27 protein-coding genes are annotated in these 26562 nt (G+C 67.8%); 13 read left to right on the top strand and 14 right to left on the bottom strand.

Going from position 1 to position 26562, the window contains the following annotated elements; all coding sequences use genetic code 11:
- Positions 1-60: 60 nt before the first annotated feature.
- Positions 61-735 carry an SDR family NAD(P)-dependent oxidoreductase gene (locus ACZ50N_RS02385; RefSeq protein WP_133412938.1) on the top strand — a complete coding sequence of 225 codons (675 nt, stop codon included), beginning with the start codon at positions 61-63 and terminating at the stop codon, positions 733-735.
- Positions 736-838: 103 nt separating this feature from the next.
- Here ACZ50N_RS02385 and clpB read toward each other — a convergent pair whose 3' ends face one another.
- A complete protein-coding gene (clpB, locus tag ACZ50N_RS02380) occupies positions 839-3385 on the bottom strand; it encodes an ATP-dependent chaperone ClpB (protein ID WP_046364423.1) in 2547 nt (848 codons plus the stop codon).
- A 199-nt stretch (positions 3386-3584) separates the two neighbouring features.
- Between clpB and ACZ50N_RS02375 the strand changes: the two genes are divergently transcribed.
- Together ACZ50N_RS02375 and ACZ50N_RS02370 are read left to right on the top strand one after the other, a co-directional pair.
- The gene (locus ACZ50N_RS02375; RefSeq protein ID WP_464474533.1) at positions 3585-4787 is read left to right on the top strand and encodes a macrolide family glycosyltransferase; all 1203 of its coding nucleotides are present in this window, start codon (positions 3585-3587) and stop codon (positions 4785-4787) included.
- A gap of 72 nt (positions 4788-4859) precedes the next feature.
- Complete coding sequence (locus ACZ50N_RS02370) at positions 4860-5477, top strand: CYTH domain-containing protein (RefSeq protein WP_464474532.1); 618 nt, start codon at positions 4860-4862, stop codon at positions 5475-5477.
- On the opposite strand, the gene ACZ50N_RS02365 is transcribed toward ACZ50N_RS02370, so the two are convergent.
- Complete coding sequence (locus tag ACZ50N_RS02365; protein ID WP_073682092.1) at positions 5474-5827, bottom strand: VOC family protein; 354 nt, start codon at positions 5825-5827, stop codon at positions 5474-5476. The two genes, ACZ50N_RS02370 and ACZ50N_RS02365, sit on opposite strands and share 4 nt — an antisense overlap.
- A 35-nt stretch (positions 5828-5862) precedes the next feature.
- Positions 5863-6822, bottom strand: coding sequence for an antibiotic biosynthesis monooxygenase (locus ACZ50N_RS02360; RefSeq protein ID WP_172835533.1), 960 nt, complete (start codon positions 6820-6822; stop codon positions 5863-5865).
- 33 nt (positions 6823-6855) lie between these two features.
- Between ACZ50N_RS02360 and ACZ50N_RS02355 the strand changes: the two genes are divergently transcribed.
- The 3 genes from ACZ50N_RS02355 to ACZ50N_RS02345 are packed head-to-tail and all read left to right on the top strand — an operon-like array spanning position 6856 to position 9651.
- Positions 6856-7527: a GAP family protein gene (locus ACZ50N_RS02355; protein ID WP_046364426.1), complete on the top strand. Its 672-nt coding sequence runs from the start codon at positions 6856-6858 to the stop codon at positions 7525-7527.
- Positions 7528-7563: 36 nt separating this feature from the next.
- Positions 7564-8724 (top strand): FAD-binding oxidoreductase, encoded by a 1161-nt coding sequence (locus ACZ50N_RS02350; RefSeq protein ID WP_464474531.1) that lies wholly within the window; start codon positions 7564-7566, stop codon positions 8722-8724.
- Positions 8725-8748: 24 nt separating this feature from the next.
- Positions 8749-9651 carry an aldose 1-epimerase gene (locus ACZ50N_RS02345; protein ID WP_464474530.1) on the top strand — a complete coding sequence of 301 codons (903 nt, stop codon included), beginning with the start codon at positions 8749-8751 and terminating at the stop codon, positions 9649-9651.
- On the opposite strand, the gene ACZ50N_RS02340 is transcribed toward ACZ50N_RS02345, so the two are convergent.
- The 7 genes from ACZ50N_RS02340 to nthB all read right to left on the bottom strand — a co-directional run bounded on the left by ACZ50N_RS02340 (position 9644) and on the right by nthB (position 14873).
- On the bottom strand, positions 9644-10903 hold the full coding sequence (locus tag ACZ50N_RS02340; RefSeq protein WP_464475748.1) for a DoxX family protein: 1260 nt from the start codon (positions 10901-10903) through the stop codon (positions 9644-9646). The two genes, ACZ50N_RS02345 and ACZ50N_RS02340, sit on opposite strands and share 8 nt — an antisense overlap.
- Before the next feature lie 68 nt (positions 10904-10971).
- Positions 10972-12060, bottom strand: a complete 1089-nt coding sequence (locus ACZ50N_RS02335; RefSeq protein WP_048424404.1) for a substrate-binding domain-containing protein — start codon at positions 12058-12060, stop codon at positions 10972-10974.
- Positions 12061-12137: 77 nt separating this feature from the next.
- Positions 12138-12590 carry a MarR family winged helix-turn-helix transcriptional regulator gene (locus ACZ50N_RS02330; RefSeq protein ID WP_464474529.1) on the bottom strand — a complete coding sequence of 151 codons (453 nt, stop codon included), beginning with the start codon at positions 12588-12590 and terminating at the stop codon, positions 12138-12140.
- 65 nt (positions 12591-12655) lie between these two features.
- On the bottom strand, positions 12656-13222 hold the full coding sequence (locus tag ACZ50N_RS02325) for a DUF1097 domain-containing protein (RefSeq protein WP_236694339.1): 567 nt from the start codon (positions 13220-13222) through the stop codon (positions 12656-12658).
- Entirely contained in the window at positions 13179-13553 is a 375-nt protein-coding gene (locus tag ACZ50N_RS02320) for a nitrile hydratase accessory protein (protein ID WP_048424406.1), read from the bottom strand. Before ACZ50N_RS02320 ends, ACZ50N_RS02325 begins: the two co-directional genes overlap by 44 nt.
- 1 nt (position 13554) lies before the next feature.
- Entirely contained in the window at positions 13555-14151 is a 597-nt protein-coding gene (gene nthA, locus ACZ50N_RS02315; RefSeq protein ID WP_048424428.1) for a nitrile hydratase subunit alpha, read from the bottom strand.
- A gap of 23 nt (positions 14152-14174) precedes the next feature.
- Positions 14175-14873: a nitrile hydratase subunit beta gene (gene nthB / locus ACZ50N_RS02310; RefSeq protein WP_048424407.1), complete on the bottom strand. Its 699-nt coding sequence runs from the start codon at positions 14871-14873 to the stop codon at positions 14175-14177.
- A gap of 251 nt (positions 14874-15124) precedes the next feature.
- Here nthB and ACZ50N_RS02305 point away from each other — a divergent pair, with 251 nt between their 5' ends.
- The 3 genes from ACZ50N_RS02305 to ACZ50N_RS02295 are packed head-to-tail and all read left to right on the top strand — an operon-like array spanning position 15125 to position 17100.
- On the top strand, positions 15125-15340 hold the full coding sequence (locus ACZ50N_RS02305; RefSeq protein ID WP_048424408.1) for a CbtB domain-containing protein: 216 nt from the start codon (positions 15125-15127) through the stop codon (positions 15338-15340).
- 13 nt (positions 15341-15353) lie between these two features.
- Positions 15354-16112 (top strand): CbtA family protein, encoded by a 759-nt coding sequence (locus tag ACZ50N_RS02300; protein ID WP_464474528.1) that lies wholly within the window; start codon positions 15354-15356, stop codon positions 16110-16112.
- Complete coding sequence (locus ACZ50N_RS02295) at positions 16099-17100, top strand: acetamidase/formamidase family protein (protein ID WP_048424410.1); 1002 nt, start codon at positions 16099-16101, stop codon at positions 17098-17100. Before ACZ50N_RS02300 ends, ACZ50N_RS02295 begins: the two co-directional genes overlap by 14 nt.
- A gap of 3 nt (positions 17101-17103) precedes the next feature.
- On the opposite strand, the gene ACZ50N_RS02290 is transcribed toward ACZ50N_RS02295, so the two are convergent.
- From ACZ50N_RS02290 to dnaK, 4 genes are read right to left on the bottom strand one after another with little or no spacing between them, the layout of a single operon-like run.
- Positions 17104-17493 (bottom strand): heat shock protein transcriptional repressor HspR, encoded by a 390-nt coding sequence (locus ACZ50N_RS02290; RefSeq protein ID WP_110798010.1) that lies wholly within the window; start codon positions 17491-17493, stop codon positions 17104-17106.
- Positions 17475-18653, bottom strand: coding sequence for a molecular chaperone DnaJ (gene dnaJ / locus ACZ50N_RS02285; protein ID WP_048424411.1), 1179 nt, complete (start codon positions 18651-18653; stop codon positions 17475-17477). The genes ACZ50N_RS02290 and dnaJ overlap by 19 nt, the downstream gene beginning before the upstream one ends.
- A gap of 39 nt (positions 18654-18692) precedes the next feature.
- Positions 18693-19292 carry a nucleotide exchange factor GrpE gene (grpE, locus tag ACZ50N_RS02280; RefSeq protein WP_464474527.1) on the bottom strand — a complete coding sequence of 200 codons (600 nt, stop codon included), beginning with the start codon at positions 19290-19292 and terminating at the stop codon, positions 18693-18695.
- Positions 19289-21154 (bottom strand): molecular chaperone DnaK, encoded by a 1866-nt coding sequence (gene dnaK / locus ACZ50N_RS02275; protein WP_046364440.1) that lies wholly within the window; start codon positions 21152-21154, stop codon positions 19289-19291. Before dnaK ends, grpE begins: the two co-directional genes overlap by 4 nt.
- A gap of 276 nt (positions 21155-21430) precedes the next feature.
- Between dnaK and ACZ50N_RS02270 the strand changes: the two genes are divergently transcribed.
- The 4 genes from ACZ50N_RS02270 to ACZ50N_RS02255 are packed head-to-tail and all read left to right on the top strand — an operon-like array spanning position 21431 to position 26554.
- Entirely contained in the window at positions 21431-21970 is a 540-nt protein-coding gene (locus ACZ50N_RS02270; RefSeq protein WP_048424414.1) for a hypothetical protein, read from the top strand.
- Between the two features lie 27 nt (positions 21971-21997).
- Positions 21998-23374, top strand: coding sequence for a mycothione reductase (locus tag ACZ50N_RS02265; RefSeq protein ID WP_464474526.1), 1377 nt, complete (start codon positions 21998-22000; stop codon positions 23372-23374).
- Positions 23371-24768 (top strand): glucose-6-phosphate dehydrogenase, encoded by a 1398-nt coding sequence (gene zwf / locus ACZ50N_RS02260; protein WP_464474525.1) that lies wholly within the window; start codon positions 23371-23373, stop codon positions 24766-24768. Before ACZ50N_RS02265 ends, zwf begins: the two co-directional genes overlap by 4 nt.
- Positions 24761-26554 (top strand): glycoside hydrolase family 15 protein, encoded by a 1794-nt coding sequence (locus ACZ50N_RS02255; RefSeq protein ID WP_464474524.1) that lies wholly within the window; start codon positions 24761-24763, stop codon positions 26552-26554. The genes zwf and ACZ50N_RS02255 overlap by 8 nt, the downstream gene beginning before the upstream one ends.
- Positions 26555-26562: the final 8 nt, after the last annotated feature.

The raw sequence follows: 26562 nt of genomic DNA, 5'->3' as shown, positions 1-26562 counted from the left end.
TCACAACCCGGTCACCTTCTGCAGGATCTCTCGTCGTCGCTGGCCACGCATACTGGCCCGATGAGCGATCTGAGCGGCAAGGCCTATCTCGTCGTCGGCGCCAGCGGGGCGCTCGGATCGCGGATCGCGCGGCTCCTGATCGACCGCGGTGCGGCGGTGACGGTCACCGGTCGCGACGCCGACGCGCTGGGCCGGCTCGCGGAGGCGCACGCCGTCACCGCCGATCTGCGCGAGCCCGACGCCGGTCGCACGGTGGTCGAGGCGGCCCGCGAGCGGCACGGCCGGCTCGACGGTGTGGTCATCGCGGCCGGTGTGGTGGCGTTCGGGCCGTTCACCGACATCGACGACGACACCGTCGACGACCTCGTGCTCGTCGACTTCCTGGCCCCGCTGCGGGTGATGCGCGCCGCGCTGCCGGCGCTCGAGCCCGGTGGGGTGATCCTCGGCATCAGCGCGGTGGTCGCGGAGAAACCGCTGGCCAACATGGCGGTGTACTCGGCGGTCAAGGCGGCGACGGCAGCGCTGTTCACCGCGGTGCGTAGCGAGGCGCGCCGGCGCAAGGTCCGCGTCGTCGACGTGCGGCCGCCGCACACCGAGACGGGTTTGGCGAACCGGGCGATCGCGGGCGACCCGCCGCGGCTACCGGAGGGGTTGGACCCCGATGCGGTCGCCGGGCGGATCGTCGAGGCGCTGCTCGGCGACGACACGGACCTCCCGAGCACGGCCTTTTCTTAGGCCCAGCAGACACAAACTCGCGTGCTTTCGGCGGAAAACACGCGAGTTTGTGTCTGGTCGCGGGCTGAAAATCAGCCCAGCTGTCGGGTCTTCGCGCGAGCGCTCATCCCAGCACGAGCCGGTCGCCGTCGGGGCTCACGTTGACGGGCACGATGTCGCCGTCGTGCACGTCGCCCGCGAGCAGCATCTTGGCCAGCTGGTCGCCGATGGCCTGCTGCACCAGCCGGCGCAGCGGCCGAGCCCCGTACAGCGGGTCGAAACCGCGATCGGCGAGCCACTTCTTGGCCGGCAGCGACACCTCGAGGGTGAGCCGCCGCTGAGCCAACCGCTTCGCCAGCTGGTTGAGCTGGATGTCGACGATGGAGACCAACTCTTCAGGGTTGAGCCCGTCGAAGATGATCACGTCGTCGAGCCGGTTGATGAACTCGGGCTTGAACGCCGAGCGCACCGCCGCCATCACCATCTCCTCGGTTCCGCCGGCGCCCAGGTTGGACGTCAGGATGAGGATGGTGTTGCGGAAGTCGACCGTGCGGCCCTGGCCGTCGGTCAACCGGCCCTCGTCGAGCACCTGCAGCAGCACGTCGAACACGTCCGGGTGAGCCTTTTCGATCTCGTCGAACAGGATCACCGAGTACGGGCGCCGCCGGACGGCTTCGGTCAACTGACCGCCCTGGTCGTAGCCGACGTAGCCGGGAGGCGCACCGACCAGCCGAGCCACCGAGTGCTTCTCGCCGTACTCGCTCATGTCGATGCGGATCATCGCCCGCTCGTCGTCGAACAGGAACTCCGCCAACGCTTTTGCGAGCTCGGTCTTGCCGACACCGGTCGGGCCCAGGAACATGAACGAGCCCGTCGGCCGGTTCGGATCGGCGACACCGGCACGCGACCGGCGCACCGCGTCGGAGACGGCAGCCACGGCCTTGCGCTGCCCGATGACGCGCTTGCCCAGCTCCTCCTCCATGCGCAGCAGCTTGGCGGTCTCGCCTTCGAGCATCCGGCCGGCCGGGATTCCGGTCCACGCCGACACCACGTCGGCGATGTCGTCGGGCCCGACCTCCTCCTTGAGCATCACGTTCTCCTGCGCCTGAGCGGTCGGGATAGCCGCCTCGAGCTTCTTCTCGACCTCGGGGATCCGGCCGTACCGCAGCTCGGCGGCCTTGGCCAGATCACCGTCGCGCTCGGCCCGGTCGGACTCACCGCGCAGGTGGTCCAGCTGCTCCTTGAGGTCCCGGACCACGTCGATGGCGCTCTTCTCGTTCTGCCAGCGCGTGGTGAGCTCGGACAGCTTCTCCTTCTGGTCGGCCAGCTCGGCGCGCAGCTTCTCCAGCCGATCCTTCGACGCGGCGTCCTCTTCCTTGGACAGCGCCATCTCCTCGATCTCGAGGCGGCGCACCAGGCGCTCGACCTCGTCGATCTCGACGGGGCGCGAGTCGATCTCCATGCGCAGCCGGGACGCGGCTTCGTCGACCAGGTCGATGGCCTTGTCGGGCAGGAAGCGCGAGGTGATGTACCGGTCGGACAGCGACGCGGCGGCCACCAGCGCGGAGTCGGTGATCCGCACGCCGTGGTGCACCTCGTAGCGCTCCTTGAGCCCACGCAGGATGCCGACGGTGTCCTCGACGGACGGTTCGCCGACCAGCACCTGCTGGAAGCGCCGCTCGAGGGCGGCGTCCTTCTCGATGTACTTGCGGTACTCGTCGAGCGTGGTCGCGCCGACCAGCCGCAGTTCGCCACGGGCGAGCATCGGCTTGATCATGTTGCCGGCGTCCATCGCGGACTCACCGGTCGCGCCGGCGCCCACGATGGTGTGCAACTCGTCGATGAACGTGATGATCTGCCCGGCCGAGTTCTTGATGTCGTCGAGGACAGCCTTGAGGCGCTCCTCGAACTCACCACGGTACTTGGCGCCGGCGACCATCGAGCCTAGGTCGAGGGACACAACAGTCTTGTCGCGCAACGACTCTGGCACGTCGCCGGCGACCACGCGCTGGGCCAGGCCCTCGACGATCGCGGTCTTGCCGACGCCGGGCTCACCGATCAGCACCGGATTGTTCTTGGTGCGACGGGAGAGCACCTGCACGACGCGACGGATCTCGGTGTCCCGGCCGATGACCGGGTCGAGCTTGCCTTCGCGGGCACGCGCCGTCAGGTCGGTGGAGTACTTCTCCAGCGCCTGATAGGTGCCCTCGGGGTCGGGGCTGGTGACCCGGGCGCTACCGCGGACCTTGGTGAACGCCTCGCGCAGCGCCTGCGGAGACGCGCCGTGGCCGGTCAGCAGCTTAGCTGTGTCGTAATCCCCCGTTGCCAGACCGACGAGCAGGTGCTCGGTGGAGACGTACTCGTCGTCCATCTCGGTGGCGAGGTGTTGCGCGGCGGTGATCGCCGCGACGGCTTGCGGCGAGAGCTGCGGCTGCGACGCCGATCCGGTGGCGCTGGGCAGCCGGTCCAGCAGACGCTGGGTCTCGGCGCGCACGGTCGCGGGTTCGACGCCGACAGCTTCGAGCAGCGGGGCGGCGATGCCGTCGTTCTGCGTCAGCAGCGCCATCAACAGGTGAGCGGGCGTGATCTGCGGGTTGCCCGCGGCCGTTGCCGCCTGCAGCGCCGACGTCAGGGCCGCCTGGGTCTTGGTCGTCGGGTTGAACGAGTCCACGACACTCCTTTTCAGGTCCGATGGGCCACACGAGTGGCCCGGAAAATTGCTTGTCGACAGAATCAACGCGGACAACCTTGAGTCTGTTCCGCTCAACTTTAACTTTTTTGTCGGCGAGGCACCAGGGGCCGAACGTCACCGATACGGCTCCCCGGAAATCCGGATGACACACCCACGCTGATCCGACGACAATCCGTCGGTGCCGACCCGACGCCGACTCCACATCCTCGTGGTCGCGGCCTCCGCGCCGAGCCACATGTACCCCCACCTTGCCGTGATCCGTGAGCTGGTCGACCGTGGGCACCGCGTCAGCTACGCCGTCGGTGGTCACCTGTCATCGCTGGTGGAACCCACCGGTGCCGACGTCGTCTCGTGCAGCTCGGTGCTGCCCGGGGCACCCGGGGCGCCGACGGCCTTCGACGACGACGACCCGGTCGCCGGCATGCGGATCTTCCTCGACGAGGCCATCCATGTCCTCCCGCAACTGCGGAGCGCCTTCGACACCGACCGTCCCGACCTGGTGCTCTATGACATCGGCGGGATGGCGGGCCCGGTCGCCGCCGAGCTGTGGGGTGTCCCTTCGGCGCAGCTGTCCCCGAGCGAGGTGGCCTGGGACGGCTACTACGACGACATGGCAGCGATCCTGGACCCGCTGATGGGCAGCCCGAGCGGCGTCGACTACCGGCACACCTTCGAGCGATGGCTGGCCGCAGCGGGGACGTCGCTGACGGTCGAGGACGTCACCGGTATCCCGAGACGATGCCTCGTGCTGATCCCGAGGATCATGCAGCGCCACGCCGACCGGGTCTCGGATCGCTACCGCTTCGTCGGCCCGTGCCTGGACCCCCGTCGGGAAGAGCCCGGCGACTGGACACCGCCGCCGGGCGACGGACCGCTGGCCCTGCTGGCGCTCGGCACCGCGTACACCGAGCGCCCGGACATCTACCGCGCGGCGATCGACGGACTCGACGGCACCGGCTGGCGGCTCAGCATCGCGATCGGCACGACGACGTCGGCCGACGAGCTCGGGCCGATCCCCCACTGGGTCCAGATCCGGCCCCGCGTTCCCCAACCCGCTGTGCTCGCGCACGCCGATGCCTTCGTCACGCACGCCGGCATGGGCTCGTGCAGCGAGGCGCTGTGGTTCGGCGTCCCCACCGTTGCGCTCCCGCAAGCCGTCGACCAGCCGGCGAACGCCGACCGGCTCGAGGAGATCGGGGTCGGCCGTCATCTGCGCGCGGACCCACCCGACCCGGCGGAACTCGGACGGGCCGTCCTGGAGGTGGCGTCAGACCCGGCAATCCGGCGGCGCCTGGACGCCGTGCGCGCCGAGATCCGCGGGCAGGGCGGTCCACAGCATGCGGCCGACGCCGCCGAGGACGTCGCAGCCGGCAGGTGGTGACTCACCGAATGTCCTGGTGGACACGAACGCCACGTCCCCACCCGTGAGCATGACCAGGGTTAACGTCGCACTATGTCTGACATCGGCGACTTCGAGTTCGAACGGAAATTCTTCGTTCGCGACATGCCGGCCGTCGCGGCGTCCGACCCCAGCCCGCTGCTGATCGCGCAGGCCTATCTGTTCGTCTCCGACGGCTACGCGGTGCGGGTGCGCGTGCAGGGGCCCGCCCCCGCCGATCTGGACGCGACGCCGGCCCAGCTGGTGACGGCTCTGGGCGATGAGGCCATGGGCACGATGACCGCCAAGGGCCCCGCCGCCGGGGGGACCCGCTACGAGGCCGAGCGCGAACTCGACCCGTTGGTGGCGGGCCAGATCGTCTCGCGGGCCAACCATGTCGTGGTCAAGATCCGCTCGTCGGTCTGGCTCGGCGAGGACGGGTGGGTCATCGACCGTTTCCTGGGCGCCAACGCACCCCTGCTGATGTCCGAGGTGGAACGCGACGGCCCGGTGGTCGATCTCGCGATCCCCGCGTTCTGCACCACCGAGGTCTCCGAGGACGACCGGTTCCGCAACGAGTACCTGGCCCATCACCCCTTCGGGTCGTGGTCCGACGACTATCTACGCGAACTCGGTTCGCGTGGACCGGCTTTCGTCGACAGCCTCGGACAGAACCGGTTCGACGGCGCCTAGTACTGGACGCGAAATCCCCCGATGACGGTGATCGTGTTCCCGTCCGGATCGGTGAGCGCCGACAACCGCACGCCCTTGTTGGCCTCGACCACCTCGCCCGGTTCGAGCCCGCGCGCCCGGAGCTCCGCGAGCGTGACATCGAGGTCGTCGACGGCCAGGTTGAACAGTCCCGATCCGGCGCGGTCCGCGTCGCAGAACACCTGCAGCCACGCTCCCGGCAGCACCTGCCACTCGATCAGACTGGGCATCGGGTTGTTGTCCTCGGGCCTGCCGAACAGCGCGGTGAACCACGGGCGGCTGGTCTCGACGTCGGCGACGGGCAGGACGGCGAGGAGATTGGTGAAAGCCATACCGTGTTGACCGTCGGCGCCGCCGGGACTCATCGTCACGACGCGTAATCCCAGAACTGGAGCTCGTGCACGGTGGCGAACACCGTCAGCGTCACCGCGTAGACGGCGAGAAGCACCGCCACGCCCGCCGCGCTCACTCGAGTGCCGGCGCCGTCGACCGGGTCCAGCCACCGCCGCAGCGGGCGGGACGCCGCGGGCATGAGCCACCACTGCATGGCGACGATGCTGACGATCTGGCTGATCCACAGGCCCAGCCACGGCGGCGCACCCGCGTGATCGACGACGGGCCCGAGGAAGCGTGACAGCAGCATCACCGTGGGGTAGAGCACGGCGAGGACCAACATCGCCGACTTCCAGTTGGGCGTCATCAACGTCCGGCCGTCCTGCACCCGCACCGTGGTGCCGAACGGCGTGGTGCCGGTACTGAAGTCCCTGCTCAAAGTGGTGCGCATCCGCTCCAGTGCGGCACCGCGCTCGGCGGAGGCGAGCCACTGTGCCAGCTGCGTGCCGGTGCGGAACCGCACGATCGAGGTCCACTCGCCGTCCTGCTCGCCCGCCACCAGGACCGTGCCCAGATAGCCCGGGAGCGCGGCCGCCGCGCGGGAGAGCCGGGCCTGGGTGGCCCGGAAGTCGTCGTCATGACCGGCGGCGACGACGTGCCCGAACACGCCGATTCCTGAGGCGTCCAGATTGTCGGCCGAGGTGATCAGGTCGGCGGTCGCGGTCCAGAATCCCCGCGACCGACCGTCGCGCAGCACGTCCGCGCGGTGAGGGCTATCGAGCCAGCGGTGCAGCGCCGCGTCATCGGAAAAGGCAACGGCCACAGCACGATCCGACGTGACATCGGAGACGTCGGAGACACGTCCCGACAGGTGTCCTCGCGCGTCACGCGCCGAGGCCAACAGCTCGCCGGCCCACCGGGTGAACTCCGCGTCGTCACCGTCGGCATGGAACACCGTCACCGCTGTCGCCGGGCGCGGACCGGGCTGAGTCATTAGACGACGATAGCGGCGGGGCTTTGCTATTTTTTGCCGGTGTCGTGGGGATCCGTGCTGGCCGAGCTCGTCCCGTTGGGCCTCGTCGTCGCGCTCTCCCCGCTGACGATCATCCCCGCGGTCCTGGTGTTGCAGACCCCGCGCCCCCGGCCCACCGGGCTGGCCTTCCTCCTCGGCTGGATAGTCGGGCTCGCGGCGCTGACCTCGGTGTTCCTCGAGCTGTCGAACCTGATCGGCGGTATCGGCACCAAGCCCCCGGGCTGGGCCTCCTGGCTGCGGATCGTCGTCGGCGCTGCGCTGATCGCCCTCGGCGGGTACCGCTGGATCAACCGCGCGAAGTCCGAGCACATGCCCGGCTGGATGACCCGGATGAGTTCCCTGACCCCACCCAAGGCCGCAGCGACCGCGCTCGCCCTGACCGTCGTCAACCCCAAGGTGCTGTTCCTGTGCGCCGCAGCCGGTTTGGCGATCGGCTCGGCAGGCATCGACGTCCCGACCGTGTGGATCGCCGAGGCCTGGTACGTGCTGGTCGCCGGGTGCACGGTGGCGTTGCCGGTGCTGGCCTACGCCGTGTCCGGGCAGCGGCTCGATCCGGCCCTGGCCAGGGTTCGGGCCTGGCTGGAGCGTCAACACGCAGCCCTGGTCGCCGCCATCTTCATCGTGATCGGAATCCTGGTGCTCTACAAGGGCATTCACGGCCTGTAAGGTGACCCGGCCGCAGGTGACCTAGGATCGTGCGGCGTGGGCCTGGAAGATCGCGAGTCGATGCACATCCTTCGGGATGCGCTCGACGTCGGCGACGATGCGCTGGTCGGCGACTTCTACACCCGCTGGTTCGCCACCGATCAGTCGGCGCGCGACCTCTTCCCCCCGGAGATGGCCACCCAGCGCAAGGTGTTCGGACACGCCCTGAGCTGGTTGTGTGACGAGCTGATCGCCCAGCGGGCCGAGGAACCGGTGTCGTTCCTCGCCCAGCTCGGGCGGGACCACCGCAAGTACGGCGTGACCTCCGGGCACTACGAGACCCTGCAGAGCGCGCTGCTGACGACGCTGCGCAACCACCTGGCCGACCGCTGGGACCGGCGGCTCTCCGAAGCGGTGAACGACGTCCTGTCGCTGATGGTGGGCGTGATGAGCGGCGCGGCCGACGCGGAGACCAGCCCCCCGTTCTGCGACGGCACGGTCCTCGAACACCTGCGGCCCACCCGCGACGTGTCGGTGATCCGGCTGAAGATGGATCACGCGCTGGGCTACCACCCCGGCCAGTACGTCCCCGTTCAGGTTCCACAGTGGCCGCGGCGGTGGCGTTACCTGAGCCCGTCGATCCCGGCGGATCCGGCCGGCTACGTCGAGTTCCACGTGCGGTCGGTACCCGGCGGCATGGTCAGCAGGGCCATCGTCGGAGAGGCGCGCCCCGGTGACCGCTGGCGGGTGTCCAACCCCCACGGGGCGCTCGAGGTCGACCGCGACGACGGCGACGTCCTGATGGTCGCCGGCAGCACCGGGCTGGCCCCGCTGCGGGCCCTGATCATGGACCTGACCAGGTTCGGGGAGAACCCGCGCGTGCATCTCTTCTTCGGCGCCAAGCACCCCTGTGAGCTCTACGATCTGCGCACGCTGTGGGAGATCGCGGCGACCAATCCGTGGCTGTCGGTGACACCGGTGTCGGAGTTCGACTTCGATCCGCCGTGGGCGGCGCAGTATCCGGACGTGACCCCGCCCCGCGGCCTGCACGTCCGTCAGACCGGGCGGTTACCCGAGGTGGTGACCCGCTACGGCAGCTGGGGAGACCGCCAGATACTGGTGTGCGGCCGGCCGGAGATGGTGGCCGCCACGAAGGCCGCGCTGATCGCGAAAGGCGCGCCTGCGCACCGAATTCGCCACGATCCCCTGGCGAGCTGACAGTACGTGGCAGGATCGCATGCCATGGACACGTTCGAAACCGTGACGCTTCGTGATCCGTCCTCCGCGCTGACCGCCACCTACGTTCCGGCCGCCGGGATGGTCGCCAGCTCACTGTCCGACGACGGGGTGGAACTGCTGGGCCAGCGGCGGGGTCTGCAGGCCTATGTGTCGAACCACAAGACCATGGGCATCCCGATCCTCTATCCGTGGGCCAACCGGTTGAGCAGCATGGGCTACGGAGTCGACGGCGCAGTGGTGACGTTGACGCCGGGCACGGGTGGGGTCCGCACCGACGAGCACGGGGTGCCGATCCACGGGACGTTGGCGGCATATCCGGACTGGACCGTGACGACGGCGCTGGAGTCCCAGATCACCGCCGAACTGGATTTCGCGGCGCGGCCCGCGTTGCTGACCACGTTCCCGTTCCCCCACCTGCTCACGCTGGATGCGACGCTGCGTGACCGCACACTGACCGTGACGACGACGGTGACGGCGACGACGGGTGCGCGGGTGCCGCTGTGTTTCGGGTTCCATCCGTACCTGCAGTTGCCGGGGGTGCCGCGGGCGCAGTGGCTCGTCGAGACGCCGGCGATGCGCTATCAACCCGTCAACGCCTGGGGAATCCCGACCGGACGCGTCGAAGCGGGGCCGGCGGCCTCAGAGTTGTTGGGCGACAAGTTCATCGACGAGGGTTTCGACGAGGTCGCGCCCGGCTCGGTGTTCGCGGTCTCCGGTGGGGGCCGCCGCATCGAGGTGCATTACGACGAGGGCTTCACGGCCGCACAGGTCTTCGCACCCGGTGAGGACGACGTGATCTGCTTCGAGCCGATGGCCGCACCCACCGACGCGCTGCGCCGCGGCGGGTACCGCGAGGTGGAGCCGGGCGAATCGGTCTCCGCGGTCTTCCGCATCGTCGTCAGCTGATCTGCCCGGCGAACCGCGGGTAGTCCTGCACCCAGCGGAATCCGTTGCTGTACAACGGGAACGACTGAGGATCGACTCTCTGCAGCCTCAGGGTGAGCGGGCGATCCGCGATCCGGCCGTCCAGCTCGAGCCGATCCGGGCCCTGCCGCAGGGGGCGCAGCTGCAGTCCGTCGGCCCTGATCGTGCCGTCGGGCTCGACGGAGATCGGCGCGTCGCGCAGTGCGCCGTCCACTCGTTGGTAGGTGAGCACGCCGGGGGCGTCGAACACCACACGGCGCCAATCGCTGTCCTCGACTCCGGGATCGGTGACCTCCCAGATGCCGTAGAGCTCGGGCTTCGCCCGGCCACCGCCGTAGTCCCGCCAGGCCGCCACACCGCTCACCAGGCAGCCGGCCAGCGCCCACACCCCCAGCACGGCCACCACGGCGGCGGCGAGCCGATTCCGGCGCGCGTCGGCGAACAACGGCGGCTGGGTCGCGGCCTGGGCGGGACGTTGGAGGATCAGCAGATCGGCGAGTCTGCGGGCCTGCGGCGCGAGCAGGAACATGCTCAGCAGGAGCAGGTGTGAGGACAAGATCTTGACGGGGACGTCGTAGCTCAGGTTGAGAAGGAACACCTGAGCCATCGCCATCGCGGCGAGCAGCGCGCCGAGCGTGGCCGTCCGATTCCAGAACAGCAGCAGCCCGGCCACGAGTTCGACTGTGCCGAGCGCGATCTCGTACGGCAGCGAGGTGCCGACCTGCAGCCACAGCACCGAGGCGGGGGTCAGCTCACCGAACGGCTGCAACAGCGCCGCCAGCGGCGGGGCAGGCATCTGGGTCGGGATCACCTTCGCGATGCCGTAGAACAGCAGCTGCCCGCCCAGACACAACCGGAGGAAGACGCAGAACCAGGCATGCAGGCGGGTGTAGTCCGGGCGGTGGCGATCGAGGACCGACCACACCGCCGTGGCCAGCATCGCGATCACCACGATCACGAACAGCATCACCCAGATGACGGCCTGGTCGCCGCTGCCCGAATCGCGATGCAGCACCGCGTGAACACCGAAGACGTGCTGTCCGACCCATGTCAGCGCCGGCTCGATCAGCGTCAACTGCCAGATCACCGCGTCAGCGGGCAGGATCCGGGTGAGGACCCCCGCATAGACGAAGACGATCTGCGCGAACAGCAGGCAGAACAGGCCGAAATAGACGACGCAGAACCGGAAGGCGACGCGTGTCATCAGATGCCAGGGTGTGGACACACAGTCCATCGTGGCGGGGACGGCGCCGGTGCTCAACCATGCCCGCCCCCGGCGCTGGTGGGGGTTACCCCCCGGGCTCAGGCCGCGGAGATCCGGGCGCGCACCTCGAAGTCCAGGCCCAACGCCTCGGCGACGTAGATGTCCTGGTTGAGCTGGTTGCCCGACATCGACACTTCGCCACGCGGGCTGATGTAGGTGAGGTTCTCGGCGGCCAGGGTCATCGCCGCCACGTCCAGCGAACCGGCCCGCCGCGCGAGGGCGATGAGCAACGTGATTGCCTCGTAACAGGATTCGCCGATGCTGTTGAGCGCGGGCGCCGCCGGCCCGAAGTGGCGGTAGTAGCGGGCCGCGAACTCCATCCCGGCCGCGGTGTTCAGCGCCTCGAAATAGCCTGCGGCAGCGAAGAGCCCGTCGTTGCTGTCAGATCCGCTGGCCAGAAGCATGTTCTCCTCGACGTGTGGGCTGAGCCGCGGCACCGACGCCGCCAGCCCGCAACCGGCGAACTGCCGGTTGAACGCGACGCCGTCGCCGCCGACCAGGAGAAGCACGACCCCGACCCCCGACGCACCGCTGATCTCGACCTGGCGGATCGCAGCGCTGAAGTCCTCGGTACCCAGCGGCACGTAGATCTCGTCGACCAGTGGCCGGCCCTGCGCGCGGGCGTGCCACCGGGCGGCCGCGCCGGTCTGCTTGGGCCAGATGTAGTCGTTTCCGATGACGATCCACCGGTCGACGCCGTACTCGGCGGTCATCCAGTCCATGGCGGGCAGGAGCTGGCGTGACGGCGTCTCCCCCGTCAAGAACAGCCCCGGGGTGCGCTCCCCGCCCTCGTAGAGCGGCCCGTACACGTATGGGATCCGTCCCGCCGTCACCTTCGCCAGCGCCTGCCGAACCGGCGAGATGTGCCAGCCGGTGACGGCGTCGATCATCCCGTGCGCCACCAGGGCGCCGACTTCTGCGGCCACCGCCGCGGGTGCTCGGCTGCCGTCGACCGGGATCAGCCGGACCGGCCGGCCCAGAAGACCCGCGGTGTCGTTGAGGTCGGAGATCGCCAGTTCGGCACACGCCTCGCACGAGGGACCGTAGATGCCCGCCGACCCGCTGCGTGGGATGACCAGCGCGATGTCGATGGTGTCCCGGCGCATGCCGGGAGATGACAGGTCCATCGCAGCGCCTCCTCCGTGCGCCCATCGTCGCGGTGTCGCATTACCGCGGTGTTGCGTGACTGTTCTGGTTTCGAAAATCAGCGCGTCTCGAGCGGCAGTTCGACCACCCGGGCCAGCGTGCGGATCAGACGCACGGCATCGTCCTCGCCGAACTCGTCGACCAGCATCGCCTTGACCGCCGCCTCCTGACGCGCCAGGCGTCGGACCTTCGTCTTGCCCCGCACCGACAGGTGGATCAGCACGCGGCGGCGGTCGGTCGCGTCGACGCGTCGCAACACGAACCCGCCGTCGACGAGTTTGTCCACGATCCGCGTCAGCGAGGGCGCCGGAATACCCATCGCCGTGGCGATTTCGGTCATCGTGAAGCCGTCGCCACTGCGCAGGGCGCCCAGCACACGCCAGCCCTCGAGGCTCGCGATGTCGTTGTCGAGCAGACCCTGCGACAGTGCGTCGCTCCACCAGCGTCCCAGCCGGAAGAACACCTCGGAGACGCTTTCGGTGGCGATGGACGTCGGCACGGCGCTCCTCATGTCGATTGCTTTCACGTGCTGCTTGCTTTCATGAAGCAAAATTTGTGATTCTTAGCGTAACCGGGTCAGCCCGGTGCGGCCACCGTCCGCGGTGCGGCGAGGCGTCCGATCAGCGTCGCACCCCATTCGGACGCCAGGCCGAAGCAGGCACCGACGGCTGCGGTCACGGCGGCCACCAGGGCTGGATGACCCAATCCCACTGTGGTGATGCCGTTTCCGGTCGCGGCCATCGTCCCGACGGTCATCGCGAACCCGAACACGATCGCCGGTGTCGCAGAGATCCACGGTATTCGCGACACCTGGACCATCGCAAAACTTCCGATTCCGACCGCGATCGACAGCACGAGGGCGCTGTCGCTGGCCTGCACCGAGAGCAGTGTCGCGGTCGCGATCGCGATGCCCGCCCAGTTGCACGCCACCGACTTCAGCAGACCCGACACCCCGGACCCGACGAAGAAGAACGACGCCCACGCGAGGAACAACACCCACACCGGCAGCGGCCACACCGTCGCGGTGATCAAGGTGGACACCATGCCCAGCACTCCGACGCTGATCGACAGCGCAGTGATCTTCGACATCGCCTCGCCCTCAGTGCTCGTGGGGGTGATCGTGGTCGTGGTCGTGGTCGTCATGCGCCAACTTCGCCGACTCGATGCGCACGCGCTCCTCCAGACCTGCCTCGGCGATGAAGTCCTTCTCGACGGCAAGTCGGCAGAACGCCTCTCCGAACTGGCGGTAGTACACCGACGGGTCGCAGACGTCGTCGATCCCCGACTCGCCGATCACGTCGATCAGATGCTTCTTGAACTCGTCCCAGCTGAACATGCCCGCCTGGCACATCTGCACCACGAGCCCGAAAAGCCTTCCCTGCCATGGCGCGTCGAAGACGAGCTCGCCGTTGGACCGGGGCAGCGCGGCGAGCGTGCCGGGGACGTCGAAGTCGACGATCGTGGGTGCCGACACGTCAGGCCGCCTTCGGTGAGGACAGCAGCGCGGTGCCGACCATGGAGTCGCGGCTCACCAGTGCGACGAGCTCGTCGTCGCTGAGGCCCTCGGTGCCGTCGGGACGCTGTGGGATCACCAGATACCGGATCTCGGCGCTGCTGTCCCACACGTCGACGTGGACGTCGTCGGCCAGCGTCACTCCGAATTCGGCCAGCACACTGCGCGGTTCCTTCACGACGCGGGCACGGTACTGGGGATATTTGAACCAGGCCGGCGGAATGCCCAGCAGCGTCCACGGATAGCAGGAGCACAGCGTGCACACCACGACGTTGTGTCGCTGCGCGGTGTTCTCGACCGCCACCATGTGCTCGGTCTGCAGGCCGGTGAACCCCATGTCGGCGATCGCCGCGGTCGCGTCGGCGAGCAGCCACTTCTTGTACTCCGGATCGGTCCAGGCCCGAACCACGACCTTGGCACCGTTGACGGGGCCCATGTCGTTCTCGAACGAGGCCACCACCGCATCGACCGCCTCGTGCTCGGCCAGGCCCTTCTCGACCATCAGCGACTCGAGCGCGTTCACGCGCGCTTCGACGTCACTCAACGACAGCCAATCCATCTGTGTCTCCTTGCTTCTCGTGGTCACTTACCGGCAGGTTCGAGATAGCTCTCGAACAGGTCGGCATACAGGTCGAACTCTTCGGCCGCATCGTCGCCCCACAGCTCGGTGGCGCTGAACTTCACCATGTACAGCTGATGCGGAACGTCCTTGTACTCGTGGGCGCTGGCTGCCGGGTCGTGGAAGGCGCCGTACTGCTTCGCGATCACACCGCGGGCCCGCCGCAGATAGCCGGGCAACCGGTTGTGTGTCGTGGCGCTGATGTTGCGCACCGTCACGGCATCCCCCACCTCGAACGCCGGCGGTGTGTCGGCGGGCAGGTCGTGCGGCGTGCCGGCCCACAGCACGTCGATCATCTTCTCTGCGAACGGCGACAACGTCTCCGGCTTCTGCGGATGCGGGGTCATCTCCGGAGCGCCGAGCTCGGCCATCCGCGCATCCACCTCCTCATGCGAGATGTATCCCTTGTCGTTCAGCAGCTTCTCCACCGAGAACAACCAGTGGGCGTAGTACGTGGAATCCAGATAGTCGCTCCACTTCATCAGCTCGATGCCGTGCCGTTGCTCGTCGAGGTTGAAGGCACCTTTGGCGATCGCCATCGCGGTCACCGCATGCATGCGACCTTCGAAGGGATAACGCCAGTCGGGAATTCCGGGCTCGAGGAACTCCTCGGCGATGGGTCCCACGCCATCGCGCCCACCGAGATCATGCGGACCATGCATCTGGCCGGCCTCCTTAGTTCATCTGGTCAATACTTTCACAAGAAACTATGTGCATGCCGTTGCCGGTTTCGCAATCGCTCCGGAGCAGCCGTTACAGCGCCTTAACCTGAATCCCCGCTGCGGTTAAATCTGTGTATCGCAGTGGGTGGATGATCGCTTTCGGGTTGACGCCGACCAGCCCCTCTTCTCAGACTGGCGGTCGTCAGCAATATTTTCATCACGGAAGCTTTTCCGAGAACAAGGGACTCCATATGACCACACCGACCGTTGCGTCCACTCGCGCAGGAGCGCTCGACACCTCCCGAGCGGAAGGGGCGCTCTGGCTCACCGCGACCACCGTCCTGGCACTGATCGCCTACTACTTCCTCGGCTATGACCAAGGGGCGGTGTCCGTGTTCGGCTCCGACACCCACGTGCACGAATTCCTGCACGACGCCAGGCATCTGCTCGGCTTCCCCTGCCACTAGAGAGGTCGCGACCATGGAGAAACGCATCATCGGGCTGGGGATCGCCGGCGGGTTCGCCGCGGGCATCGTCTCTTTCGCGTTCGCGCGGTGGCAGCTCGCACCGCTGATCACCGCCGCCGTCGACTACGAGGAGCAACGCTCCCACGCCGCAGAGGCACTGGGCGGCGCCCACGCGCACGAACACGAGGTGTTCAGCCGTGCCGTGCAGGAGAACGTCGGCTCGGCCGTGGGCACCGTTGCCTTCGGCGTGATCATGGGTGCACTGTTCGCCGTAGCGCTGGCCATGGTCCTGGCTTCCTTGCGCGGCCGGCACGCCAGCCTGTCGCTGGTCGCCGCGTCCACTGCAGCCGCAGGTTTCGTCAGCGTCGCCATGGTGCCTTTCCTGGCCTACCCCGCCAATCCCCCGGGCGTCGGATTGTCGGAGACCGCGGGTGACCGCACGACGGCATACCTGCTCATGATCGCCGCGTCGCTCGCGACGGCGGCCGCTGCCGTGATTGTCGGACTGCGCCTGGCACAACGGATCGGCGGGGCGAGCGCCGCTGCAGCCTCGATCGCCGGCTATCTCGCGGTCATGACCGCTGTTGCGTTCGCGCTGCCCGCCTTCCGCGAGGTGCCCCCCGAGTTCCCCGCTGAGCTGCTCGCCGACTTCCGGTTGTCGTCACTGGTCGGCCAGGCACTGATGTGGGCCACGCTCGGCGCGGTGACGTCGGTGCTTCTCCCCCGGGTGCTCGCACCTGCGACGACAGGAGCTGTCCGTGCAGGTCGTTGAATTCACGCCGAGCCGAGAGCAGTACGTCTGGACCTTCGGCGGGGCCGAGCCGGTCATGGAGGTCGATCCCGGCACCGCGCTGACGTTGTGGACCGAGGACGCGTTCGCGGGCCGGGTTACCTCCCGCGACGATCGGCCGAGCCAGGTGCTCAACCCGAAGGAGCTCAACCCGCAGACGGGGCCTTTCTACGTCCGGGGCGCCGAGCCTGGCGACACGCTGGCGCTGCATGTGGTGTCGCTGACCCCGGCGCGGGATTGGGCGGCGTCGACCACCATTCCACTCTTCGGTGCGCTGACCGGAACCGACCGCACCGCGGGTCTGCAGCCCCCGCTGCCGGAACTCACGTGGATCTACACCGTCGACCGTGCGACCGACACCGCGCTGTTCACCGCGCACCAGTCGGACTTCGAACTTCGGGTGCCGTTGGCGCCGATGCTCGGGACCGTCGGGGTCGCGCCCGCTCTGCGGGAGGTCCGCACGACGCTGGTGCCGGACTACTTCGGCGGGAACATGGACACCCCGGAGCTGCGTGCGGGCACCACGGTGTACCTCGGCGTCAACGTCGAGGGCGCCCTGTTCTCGATCGGCGACGGCCACTACCGCCAGGGCGAGGGTGAAACCTGCGGCACCGCACTGGAAGGCGCGATGGACGTGACACTCATCGTCGACCTGATCAAGGGCAACGCACCGGCATGGCCCCGGCTCGAACACGACGACGCGTTGCTGACAGTGGGGTCGGCGCGACCGCTCGAAGATGCCTGGCGGTGCAGCCAAGTGGAGATGGTGCGCTGGCTCGTCGAGCTCTACGGGCTCGGCGAGCTGGACGCCTACCAGCTGTGCAGCCAGCTGTGCCGCTCGCCGCTGGCCAACGTCGTCGACGTCAACTACAGCGCTGTCACCAAGATCGCAAAAGATCTTCTGCCCGAGTCGAATCCGTATGCGGGAATGCATTCCTCGCTGCGGTCACGGGGTGCTCTACTGCACTGAGGCTCAGCGCTGGTGACGCGGCTGCCAGACGACCAGCGCTGTGCTCTTGGGCCGAGGTTGAGCACGCAGGTGCTCGACCTCGGCGGTGAGCTCACGCAACCGCGCCTGCAACGCCTCGACCTGATTGGTCAGCTCGATGATGCGCTTGATGCCGGCCAGGTTGACGCCCTCGTCCTGCGACAGCCGCTGTACTTCGCGCAGCAGGTCGACGTCGCGTTGCGAATACCGCCGTCCCCCACCGGATGTGCGCTCCGGGCTGACCAGGCCGAGCCGGTCGTAGGTACGCAGCGTCTGCGCGTGCATACCGGCCAGCTCGGCGGCGACCGAGATCAGGAACGTCCTGGCCTGGTCATTCTGGTCTTTGCGCCCGGGGCTCACTGGGCACCGGCCCATCCCGCCCGCGGATCGAAGCCGCTGGCGCGCTCGGCTTGTGCGTAGGCCTCCAACGCTTCGGCGGCCTCACCTTCGAGATTCGACGGCACGGCCACCTTCACGGTGACCAGCAGATCGCCGTTGCCGCCGGAGCGCTTGGGCACCCCGCGACCACGCACCCGCAGGATGCGTCCGTCCGACGTGCCCTTGGGTACCCGAACCCCGACCTTGCCTTCCAGCGTCGGCACGGACAGCGTTGTGCCCAGCGCCAATTCGTGAAAAGCCACCGGCACGGTGACCGTCAGGTCGTCGCCGTTGCGACCGAACACCTTGTCCGGCCGCACATGCACGGTGACGTAGAGGTCACCCGACGGGGCACCACGTAATCCGGCCTCACCCTGGCCCGCGAGTCGAATGCGTTGTCCGTCTTCGACTCCCGGAGGGATCCGGACGTTGATGGTGCGGGTGCGGGTGGTCACGCCGGTGCCCTTGCACTCGTCGCAGGGGTGCTCGATGATCGACCCGCTGCCCCGGCATTCCGTGCACGGCTCGGAGAACCCGAAGGCCCCCTGGTTGCGGCTGATGACGCCGGCGCCGTTGCAGTTCGGGCAGACCTTGGGGCTGGTGCCCGGGCGGGCGCCGCTGCCATGGCAGTTCGTGCATGGGGCAGGACTGGTGAGCCGCAACGGCATCGCCACGCCCTTGGTCGCCTCGAGGAAACTCAGTTCGGTCTCGGTCTCGAGGTCGTTGCCCCGCCGGGGGCGGCTCGGCCGCGGCTGCTGTGCGCCTCGGCCGAACAACCCACCGAACAGGTCACCGATGTTCGCGCCGCCGGTCTGCCCGGCAGCATCGAACAGGTCGTTGAGGTTGAACTCCTGGCCATCGCCACCGCCGAACCCGCCGAATCCGCCACCGCCGGCACGCCCCCGGCCGAACCCGCCGCCCGCGAAGAGCCGACGGGTCTCGTCGTACTCCTTGCGTTTGGCGGGGTCGGTCAGCACTTCCTTGGCCTCCGAGGCGGCCTTGTACCGCTCCTCGGCCGCGGCGTTGCCGGGGTTCCGGTCGGGGTGGTTCTCGGCGAGGATCTTGCGGGCAGCCCGCTTGATCTCGTCCTGGGCGGCGTCGGAGGCGACGCCGAGCTCCTTGTAGAAGTCCTTCTCAACCCACTCACGCTGGGCCATACCGCGTCACCTCCTCACCTTCGTCGCGGTTGTCAATTCCTATGATTCTGATGGCTTTTTCGGCTCTTGGTCGGCATTCGCCGATCCGGCCGCGTCGGGGACGGTGTCGACGACGCCGACCATCGCGTGGCGGACCACGTGATCACCGACGGTGTAACCGCGACGCATGACCGTCCCGACCACCGGATGGGTGCCGTCACCCTCGTGCTGCACAGCCTCGTGCAGCGACGGGTCGAAGGCGTCGCCCTCTTCACCGAACGGCTTGAGCCCCAACCCTTCGAGGGTCGAAACCAGCTTGTCCGCAACGGCTTTGAGCGGTCCGGATTCCAAATCGCCGTGCGCGCGGGCCCGCTCGAGGTCGTCGAGCACGGGCAGCAGCTGGGTCACCACGTGGGCCTTGGCCCGCTCGGTGGCCACCTGCTGATCGCGCAGCGATCGCTTGCGGTAGTTCGCGAAATCGGCCTGGACCCGCTGCAGGTCGGCCAACAGCTCAGCGGCCTGGTCCTGCGACTCCTCGGATACGGTCGGCACCTCGTCGACGGGCCCGGAGGCCGGCTCAGGTGCGTCGCGCACCTGGCCGGTCTGCGGGTCTATCCGGCGCTTGTCGGTGACAGTGATCGGTTCCTGCTCGTCACTCACTTGCGCTCCTGATCGTCCTCAACGACCTCGGCGTCGACGACGTCATCGTTGGAGCTGGAGCTCGAGCCACCGGGGGCGTCGCCGCCCGCAGCGCCCTGCTCGGCCTGGGTGGCCTCGTAGATCGCCTGGCCCAGGGCCTGGCTCTCGGTGCCCAGCTTCTCCATCGCCGACTTGATCGCCGAGATGTCGGTGCCGGCGAGCGCGGACTTCGCTTCGGCGATGGCGCCGTCGACCTTGGTCAAGGTGTCCTCGGAGACCTTCGATCCACCTTCGGCTTCGCGCTGTTCCTTGACGAACTTCTCCGTCTGGTAGACCAGCGACTCGGCCTGGTTGCGTACGTCGGCCTCCTCGCGACGCTGACGGTCTTCGTCAGCGTGCGCCTCGGCGTCCTTGATCATCCGGTCGATCTCTTCCTTGGACAGGCCGGAGCCTTCCTGGATCTTGATCGTGTTCTCCTTGCCGGTGCCCTTGTCCTTGGCCGTGACGTGCACGATGCCGTTGGCGTCGATGTCGAAGGTGACCTCGATCTGGGGCACGCCGCGCGGGGCCGGCGGGATACCGGTCAGCTCGAAGGAGCCGAGCAGCTTGTTGTGCGAGGCGATCTCGCGCTCACCCTGGAACACCTGGATCTGCACCGAGGGCTGATTGTCATCAGCCGTGGTGAACGTCTCCGACCGCTTGGTCGGGATCGTGGTGTTGCGCTCGATGAGCTTGGTCATCACGCCGCCCTTGGTCTCGATACCGAGGCTCAGCGGGGTGACGTCCAGCAGCAGCACGTCCTTGACCTCGCCCTTGAGCACGCCGGCCTGCAGCGCAGCGCCCACGGCGACGACCTCGTCGGGGTTGACGCCCTTGTTGGGCTCCCGGCCGCCGGTCATCTCCTTGACGAGCTCGGACACCGCGGGCATGCGGGTCGAACCGCCGACCAGCACGACGTGGTCGATGTCGCCGACGGCGATGCCGGCGTCCTTGATCACCTGCTGGAACGGCTTGCGGGTGCGATCCAGCAGATCCTGGGTGATGCGCTGGAACTCCGCACGCGTGAGCTGCTCGTCGAGGAACAGCGGGTTCTTGTCCGCGTCGACGGTGATGTAGGGCAGGTTGATCGAGGTGCTCTGGCTCGAGCTGAGCTCGATCTTGGCCTTCTCGGCCGCTTCACGCAGCCGCTGCATGGCCATCTTGTCCTTGGTCAGGTCGATGCCCGCGGTGCTCTTGAACTTGTCGACGAGCCATTCGACGATCCGGTCGTCCCAGTCGTCGCCACCGAGGTGGTTGTCACCGGAGGTCGCGCGGACCTCGACGACACCTTCGCCGATCTCCAGCAGGGACACGTCGAACGTGCCGCCGCCGAGGTCGAACACCAGGATGGTCTGCTCTTTCTCGCCCTTGTCCAGGCCGTAGGCCAGCGCGGCCGCGGTCGGCTCGTTGACGATGCGCAGCACGTTGAGGCCGGCGATCTGGCCGGCTTCCTTGGTGGCCTGACGCTGGGCGTCGTTGAAGTACGCGGGCACAGTGATCACCGCGTCGGCGATGTCCTCGCCGAGGTAGGACTCGGCGTCGCGCTTGAGCTTCATGAGCACGCGGGCGCTGATCTCCTGCGCGGTGTAGTTCTTGCCGTCGATCTCGACGGTCCAGTCGGAGCCCATGTGACGCTTCACCGAACGGATCGTCCGGTCGACGTTGGTCACCGCCTGGTTCTTGGCGGGCTGACCGACCAGCACCTCGCCGTTGCGCGCGAACGCCACGACCGACGGGGTGGTGCGGGAGCCCTCGGAGTTCGCGACGACGACGGGGTCGCCACCCTCCAGAACTGCGACGACGGAGTTGGTGGTCCCGAGGTCGATGCCGACCGCACGAGCCATAGTTACTGCCTCCTGATTAGACGAAACGTGTGTACTGAGTGCACCGGGCTCAAGCCTGCTCCTTCAAGGCTTAGCCTGTCAAGCAGAACTTGAGCCGATGTCACTCAACTGTCGAACCGGTCAACGGGTCGTCGGCGGGATTTGTTCCCGGGGCGCCGCGAGAGTGCACCCAGCGTCGTCCCGAGGCACTTTCCACTACTGCCAGGGCACTTTCGCGGGCCCGCGACCGCGAGTCACTCCCGTCACACGCATCACACACTGCGTACCCTGGGCCAGGTGAACACGCGGCTGGTGGCGGCAGGCTTGTTGGCCGTCGCCGCGCTCACCGGCTGCCAGTCGTCGATCGACGGCACCGCGACCCGCAGCCCGGACACCGGTATCGAACCGGACTTCCCCACCCCGCGGCCCACCCGCTCGACACCGCCGCCGAGCACTCCGCCACCTGCGCCGCCGTCGACCACCACCCGCGCACCATCGGGCGAGGTGCTCAGCCCGCAGAACGGCTACGTCTTCATCCAGACCAAGTCCGGCAAGACCCGCTGCCAACTGGACGAGCAGGAAGTCGGCTGCGAATCGGCCTTCACCAATGCGCCCGAGGTCGAGGGCGAGCCGGCCAACGGCGTGCGCTTGACCGCCGACGGCCGGGTCAGCTGGGTGCTCGGCAACCTCGGCGCGATTCCCGCCGTCACGCTGGACTACAGCACCTACTCGGCGCTCGGCTGGACCATCGATGCCACCGAGGACGGCACCACCTTCACCAACGACGGCACCGGGCACGGCATGACGATCAGCACCGAAGGCGTCTCGAGTTTCTAGAACTGCCCCGCCGGGAACAGGCGGTGGGTGCACTCACACGACCTCGTCATCATCGGGGCCGGCTCGGGCAACATGGTCATCGACGATCAGTTCGCCGATCTGGACGTCGCGATCATCGACGACCGCAAGTTTGGCGGTACCTGCGTGAATTACGGCTGCATCCCGTCGAAGATGCTGTCCTACACCGCTCAGGTCGCCGACACCGTCGGCGCAGCTGGGCATTTCGATATCGACGCCGGCAACGCGCACATGCGATGGCCGGACGTGCGGAATCGCGTCTTCAGCAGAACCGACGCGCTCGCCGATGAGGGCGAACAAGGCCGCCGCGACAGCGATTTCATCACCGTCTACCACGGGCAGGCGCGCTTCACGGGTCCGCGCCGGTTGGAGATCGCGACCGACGACGGCACCGTCGAGATCGAGGCCGAGCGAATCGTGATCGCGGCGGGAAGCCGCCCGGTGGTGCCCGACGCTGTCGCGGATTCGGGGCTGCCCTACGAGACCTCCGACACGGTGATGCGACGCGACACGCCACCTGAGCATCTCGCGGTGCTCGGCGGCGGCTACATCGCCGCCGAACTCGCCCATGTCTTCGCCGCCGCAGGCAGCCGGATCACGATCATCGAGAAGTCGGGACGTCTTCTGGGCGGACCGCAGGACGACGCCGTGCGTGACGTGTACACCGACCTGATGCGCAACACCTACGACGTGAGGTGCGGCACTGAGCTCACCGGGATCTCCGGCAGCCCAGGCGATCTCAGCATCGAGCTCGACGACGGCACGTCGGTGAAGGCCGACGCGCTGCTGGTGGCCGCGGGACGGCGCCCCAACAGCGACCGCCTCGATGTCGAGAAGGCGGGCATCGACACCCACGACGACGGGCGCATCGCCGTGGACAGCTACTGCCGTACCTCCGCCGAGGGAATCTTCGCCCTCGGCGATGTCAGCACCCCGATCCCCCTCAAACACGTCGCCAATCGCGAGGCCGGCGTCGTCAAACACAATCTGCTGCACCCCGACGACCTCCGCGAGATCAGTCACGATCTCGTGCCGTCGGCAGTGTTCACCAACCCGCAGATCGCCTCAGTCGGCCGGACCGAAGACGACTGCCGGCGCGACGGACTCGACTTCTCCGTCGGCGTCGCCGAATACTCCGACGTGGCCTACGGATGGGCCATGCAAGACACGACCGGGTTGTGCAAGGTGCTCGCCGAACCCGGCGGCGCGATCCTGGGCGCCCACCTGATCGGCGGCCAGGCTGCCAGCCTGATCCAGATCTTCGTCGTCGCCATGAATTTCGGCATCACGGCGCAGGACCTGGCCGGCCGGCCGTACTGGATCCACCCGGCGCTCACCGAAGTCGTCGAGAACGCACTGTTGAACCTCCAGGAGTCCGCCACATGACCGTCGCCCCCTTCGTCCTGGTGCTCTTCGGCGCCCGCGGCGACCTCGCCCGCCGCATGCTGTTCCCCAGCATCTACCGGCTCGCCGCCGCCGGGCACTTCCCCGATGACTACGCGATCATCGGATCGGGACGCAGCGCACCCGACAGCCTCGATGACTTCCGCGAGTCGGTCCGCACCGGACTGTCCGAGTCGATCGACGAGCTCGACGCAGAGGTCGTCGAGAAGCTGTTGCAGCGCCTGTCTTTTCAGACCTCCAATGCCGACGACGGCGCGGATCTTGCGTCGGCGGTGACCGCGGCCAAGTCCGATGTCGGCGCCGACGCCCAGACCGTGATCTACCTGTCGGTGCCGCCTACGGCGATGGAGCCCATGATCGCGATGCTGGGCCGCGAAGGGCTCGCCACGGACGCCCGGATGATCATCGAGAAGCCGTTCGGCACCGACCTCGACAGTTCGCGCGCGCTCGATGCCACGGTGTCATCGGTCACTGACGAGAGCTCGGTGTACCGCATCGATCATTTCCTGGGCAAGGAGGCCGTGCAGAACATCCTCGCTCTGCGTTTCGCCAATGCCATCATCGAATCCGCTTGGAACAGAGAGCATGTCGAGTCCGTGCAGATCGATGTGCCCGAGGATCTCGGGCTGGAGGGCAGGGGGAGCTTCTACGAGTCCACCGGGTGTTTCCGTGACATGGTGACCACTCATCTGTGCCAGGTGCTCGGGTTCGTCGCGATGGAACGGCCGGAGACCGTGGACGCCGACGCTCTGCGGGAAGCCAAGGCCGCGGTGTTCCAAGCGATGCGCCCGCTCGACCCAGACCGGGTGGTGTTCGGGCAGTTCGACGGCTACCGCGACGACGACGATGTCGCCGACGATTCGCAGGTCGAGACTTTCGTGGCACTCGAAGCCTTCGTCGACAACGAGCGTTGGCGCGACGTACCGTTCTACCTCCGCACCGGAAAGGCATTGGCGGACAATCGACGTAGCGTCACGGTGACGTTCCGCACACCGCCGTCCCCATTCGACGGTGACGCACCGGAGCCTGATCAGCTCGGCCTCGAACTGGGCCAAACACCATCGGCCACAGTGGTTCTCAACGTCAAGCGTCCTGGCCCGGACACCGTCGTCGAACCGCTGCGATCGCAGCTCGACCTGGCCCGCTCCGAGCACGAGGACGACGCGCTCGAGGCGTACGAGCGGCTGATCCTCGATGTCATGCGCGGCGATCAGACCCTGTTCGCCCGCGGCGACGAGGTGGACCGGCTCTGGCAGGTGTGTCAACCCGTCCTCGACAATCCGCCGCCGGTGCAGCCCTATGAGCAGGGGTCGTGGGGACCGGAATCCGCGCTGACGCTGCCCGGTCCTCGCGGGTGGCGGCTACCCGATGCCTGATGGCCCGTCGATCGCGCAGCACGGACTGATCGGCGATCTGCGGACCTGCGCGCTGGTCGCCACCGATGGCACCATCGACTGGTTCTGCGCGCCGAGGTTCGACTCCGGCAGTGTCTTCGGCGCGATCCTCGACACCGACGCCGGCGGCAGCTGGACGCTGACACCCGTCTGCGACACCGCCGGGTCACACCAGTTCTATCTGCCCGAATCGGCCACGCTGATCACCCGTTTCCTGACCGAGCACGGGGTGATCGAGATACACGACTTCATGCCGGTATTGCGGCCGGGAGATACCGAGCACCGACAGCGTCTGGTGCGCCGGATCGTCGCGGTGCGAGGCACCACGACCGTGCGGATGGCCCTCGACGCGCGGCCGGACTACGGCAGAGCGCGGTTCGCGGTGACATCGCGCGCCGGCAGGGTCGATTTCCGCTCCGACCAGTTGGCGATGACGTTGACCTCGAGTACCGATGTCACCGTGGACGACGGGGTGGTCAGTGCCGAGTTCACGGTGCGCACCGGCGAGGTGACGGAGTTCGTACTGGAGGTGCTCGACAGCCCCGATGCCGACGCCGATGACGCTCAGGAGGTTGACGCCTTGTTCGAGGCGACTGCCCAGTTCTGGCGGACCTGGCTCGCGACGTCACGCTACCGGGGCCGCTGGCGCGAGATGGTGGAGCGCTCGGCGATCACGCTGAAGCTGCTCACTCACGAGCCGTCCGGTGCGATCATCGCGGCGCCCACCACCAGCCTGCCGGAAACCATTGGCGGAGAGCGCAACTGGGACTATCGCTATGTGTGGATGCGGGACGCGGGGTTCAGCCTGTACGCACTACTGCGCCTGGGCTTCAACGACGAGGCCAACGCCTTCATCGAATGGCTGTCTCGACGGCTGGGCCGCGGCGAGCGGGAAGCCGATGGCCTGGGGCCGCTGCGGGTCCTCTACGACATCGACGGCAACGCACCCGAGGAGATCGAACTCGACCATCTCCGTGGGCATCTGGACTCGAAGCCGGTACGGGTAGGCAACGCCGCAGCCGAACAACTCCAACTCGACATCTATGGCGATCTGATCGATTCGGTGTACCTGTTCAACAAATACGGGGCCGGGATCAGTCACGACGCCTGGTCTGACGTCAGCTATGTCATCGGCTGGGTGGTCGACAACTGGCAGCGCGACGACGCCGGGATGTGGGAGGTCCGCGACGGCGACAAGGCGAACACCACCTCGAGGCTGATGTGCTGGGTCGCGCTGGAACGCGCCATCCGCATCGCCCGGCAGCGCGGTCTGCCCGCCGACCTGGTGACCTGGTCGCGAGTTCGTGACGAGATCTACGAACGGATCATGACGGCCTGCTGGAACGCCGATCTCGAGACGTTCACCCGGTTCGAGGACGATGACACCCTCGATGCTGGTGTGCTCCTGATGCCGATGGTCAAGTTCATCTCGCCGATCGATCCGCGGTTCCTGTCCACTCTCGCCGCCATCGAACGCCAGCTGGTCACCGACAGCCTGGTCTTCCGTTACGACGACAGCGACGGCCTCGACGGAAAAGAGGGCACGTTCTCGTTGTGCACCTTCTGGTACGTCGAGGCACTCACTCGGGCAGGGCGATTACGGGACGCTCAGCTGGCGCTGGAGAAGATGTTCACCTACGCCAACCACGTGGGTCTCTACGCTGAACAGGTGAGCGCCACCGGCGATCAGGTCGGCAACTTCCCGCAGGCCTTCACCCACCTGTCGTTGATCAGCGCCGCGATCAACCTCGATCGCGCGCTCGGCTGAAAGGAACC

This window comes from Mycolicibacterium obuense (assembly GCF_055397605.1).
The sequence above is the reverse complement of the archived record's forward strand: the minus strand, read 5'-3'. Positions and strand labels throughout refer to the sequence as shown.

Coding starts and splice junctions, on each gene's coding strand:
- ACZ50N_RS02345 (WP_464474530.1), top strand. CDS start 8,749: ATGGACACGTTCGAAACCGTGACGCTTCGTGATCCGTCCTCCGCGCTG.
- nthA (WP_048424428.1), bottom strand. CDS start 14,151: ATGGATTGGCTGTCGTTGAGTGACGTCGAAGCGCGCGTGAACGCGCTC.
- ACZ50N_RS02290 (WP_110798010.1), bottom strand. CDS start 17,493: ATGGGCCGGTGCCCAGTGAGCCCCGGGCGCAAAGACCAGAATGACCAG.
- dnaJ (WP_048424411.1), bottom strand. CDS start 18,653: ATGGCCCAGCGTGAGTGGGTTGAGAAGGACTTCTACAAGGAGCTCGGC.
- dnaK (WP_046364440.1), bottom strand. CDS start 21,154: ATGGCTCGTGCGGTCGGCATCGACCTCGGGACCACCAACTCCGTCGTC.
- ACZ50N_RS02325 (WP_236694339.1), bottom strand. CDS start 13,222: ATGACGACCACGACCACGACCACGATCACCCCCACGAGCACTGAGGGC.
- nthB (WP_048424407.1), bottom strand. CDS start 14,873: ATGCATGGTCCGCATGATCTCGGTGGGCGCGATGGCGTGGGACCCATC.
- ACZ50N_RS02360 (WP_172835533.1), bottom strand. CDS start 6,822: ATGACTCAGCCCGGTCCGCGCCCGGCGACAGCGGTGACGGTGTTCCAT.
- ACZ50N_RS02305 (WP_048424408.1), top strand. CDS start 15,125: ATGACCACACCGACCGTTGCGTCCACTCGCGCAGGAGCGCTCGACACC.
- ACZ50N_RS02330 (WP_464474529.1), bottom strand. CDS start 12,590: ATGAGGAGCGCCGTGCCGACGTCCATCGCCACCGAAAGCGTCTCCGAG.
- zwf (WP_464474525.1), top strand. CDS start 23,371: ATGACCGTCGCCCCCTTCGTCCTGGTGCTCTTCGGCGCCCGCGGCGAC.
- ACZ50N_RS02365 (WP_073682092.1), bottom strand. CDS start 5,827: ATGGCTTTCACCAATCTCCTCGCCGTCCTGCCCGTCGCCGACGTCGAG.
- ACZ50N_RS02340 (WP_464475748.1), bottom strand. CDS start 10,903: ATGGACTGTGTGTCCACACCCTGGCATCTGATGACACGCGTCGCCTTC.
- ACZ50N_RS02370 (WP_464474532.1), top strand. CDS start 4,860: ATGTCTGACATCGGCGACTTCGAGTTCGAACGGAAATTCTTCGTTCGC.
- ACZ50N_RS02385 (WP_133412938.1), top strand. CDS start 61: ATGAGCGATCTGAGCGGCAAGGCCTATCTCGTCGTCGGCGCCAGCGGG.
- ACZ50N_RS02300 (WP_464474528.1), top strand. CDS start 15,354: ATGGAGAAACGCATCATCGGGCTGGGGATCGCCGGCGGGTTCGCCGCG.
- ACZ50N_RS02255 (WP_464474524.1), top strand. CDS start 24,761: ATGCCTGATGGCCCGTCGATCGCGCAGCACGGACTGATCGGCGATCTG.
- ACZ50N_RS02335 (WP_048424404.1), bottom strand. CDS start 12,060: ATGGACCTGTCATCTCCCGGCATGCGCCGGGACACCATCGACATCGCG.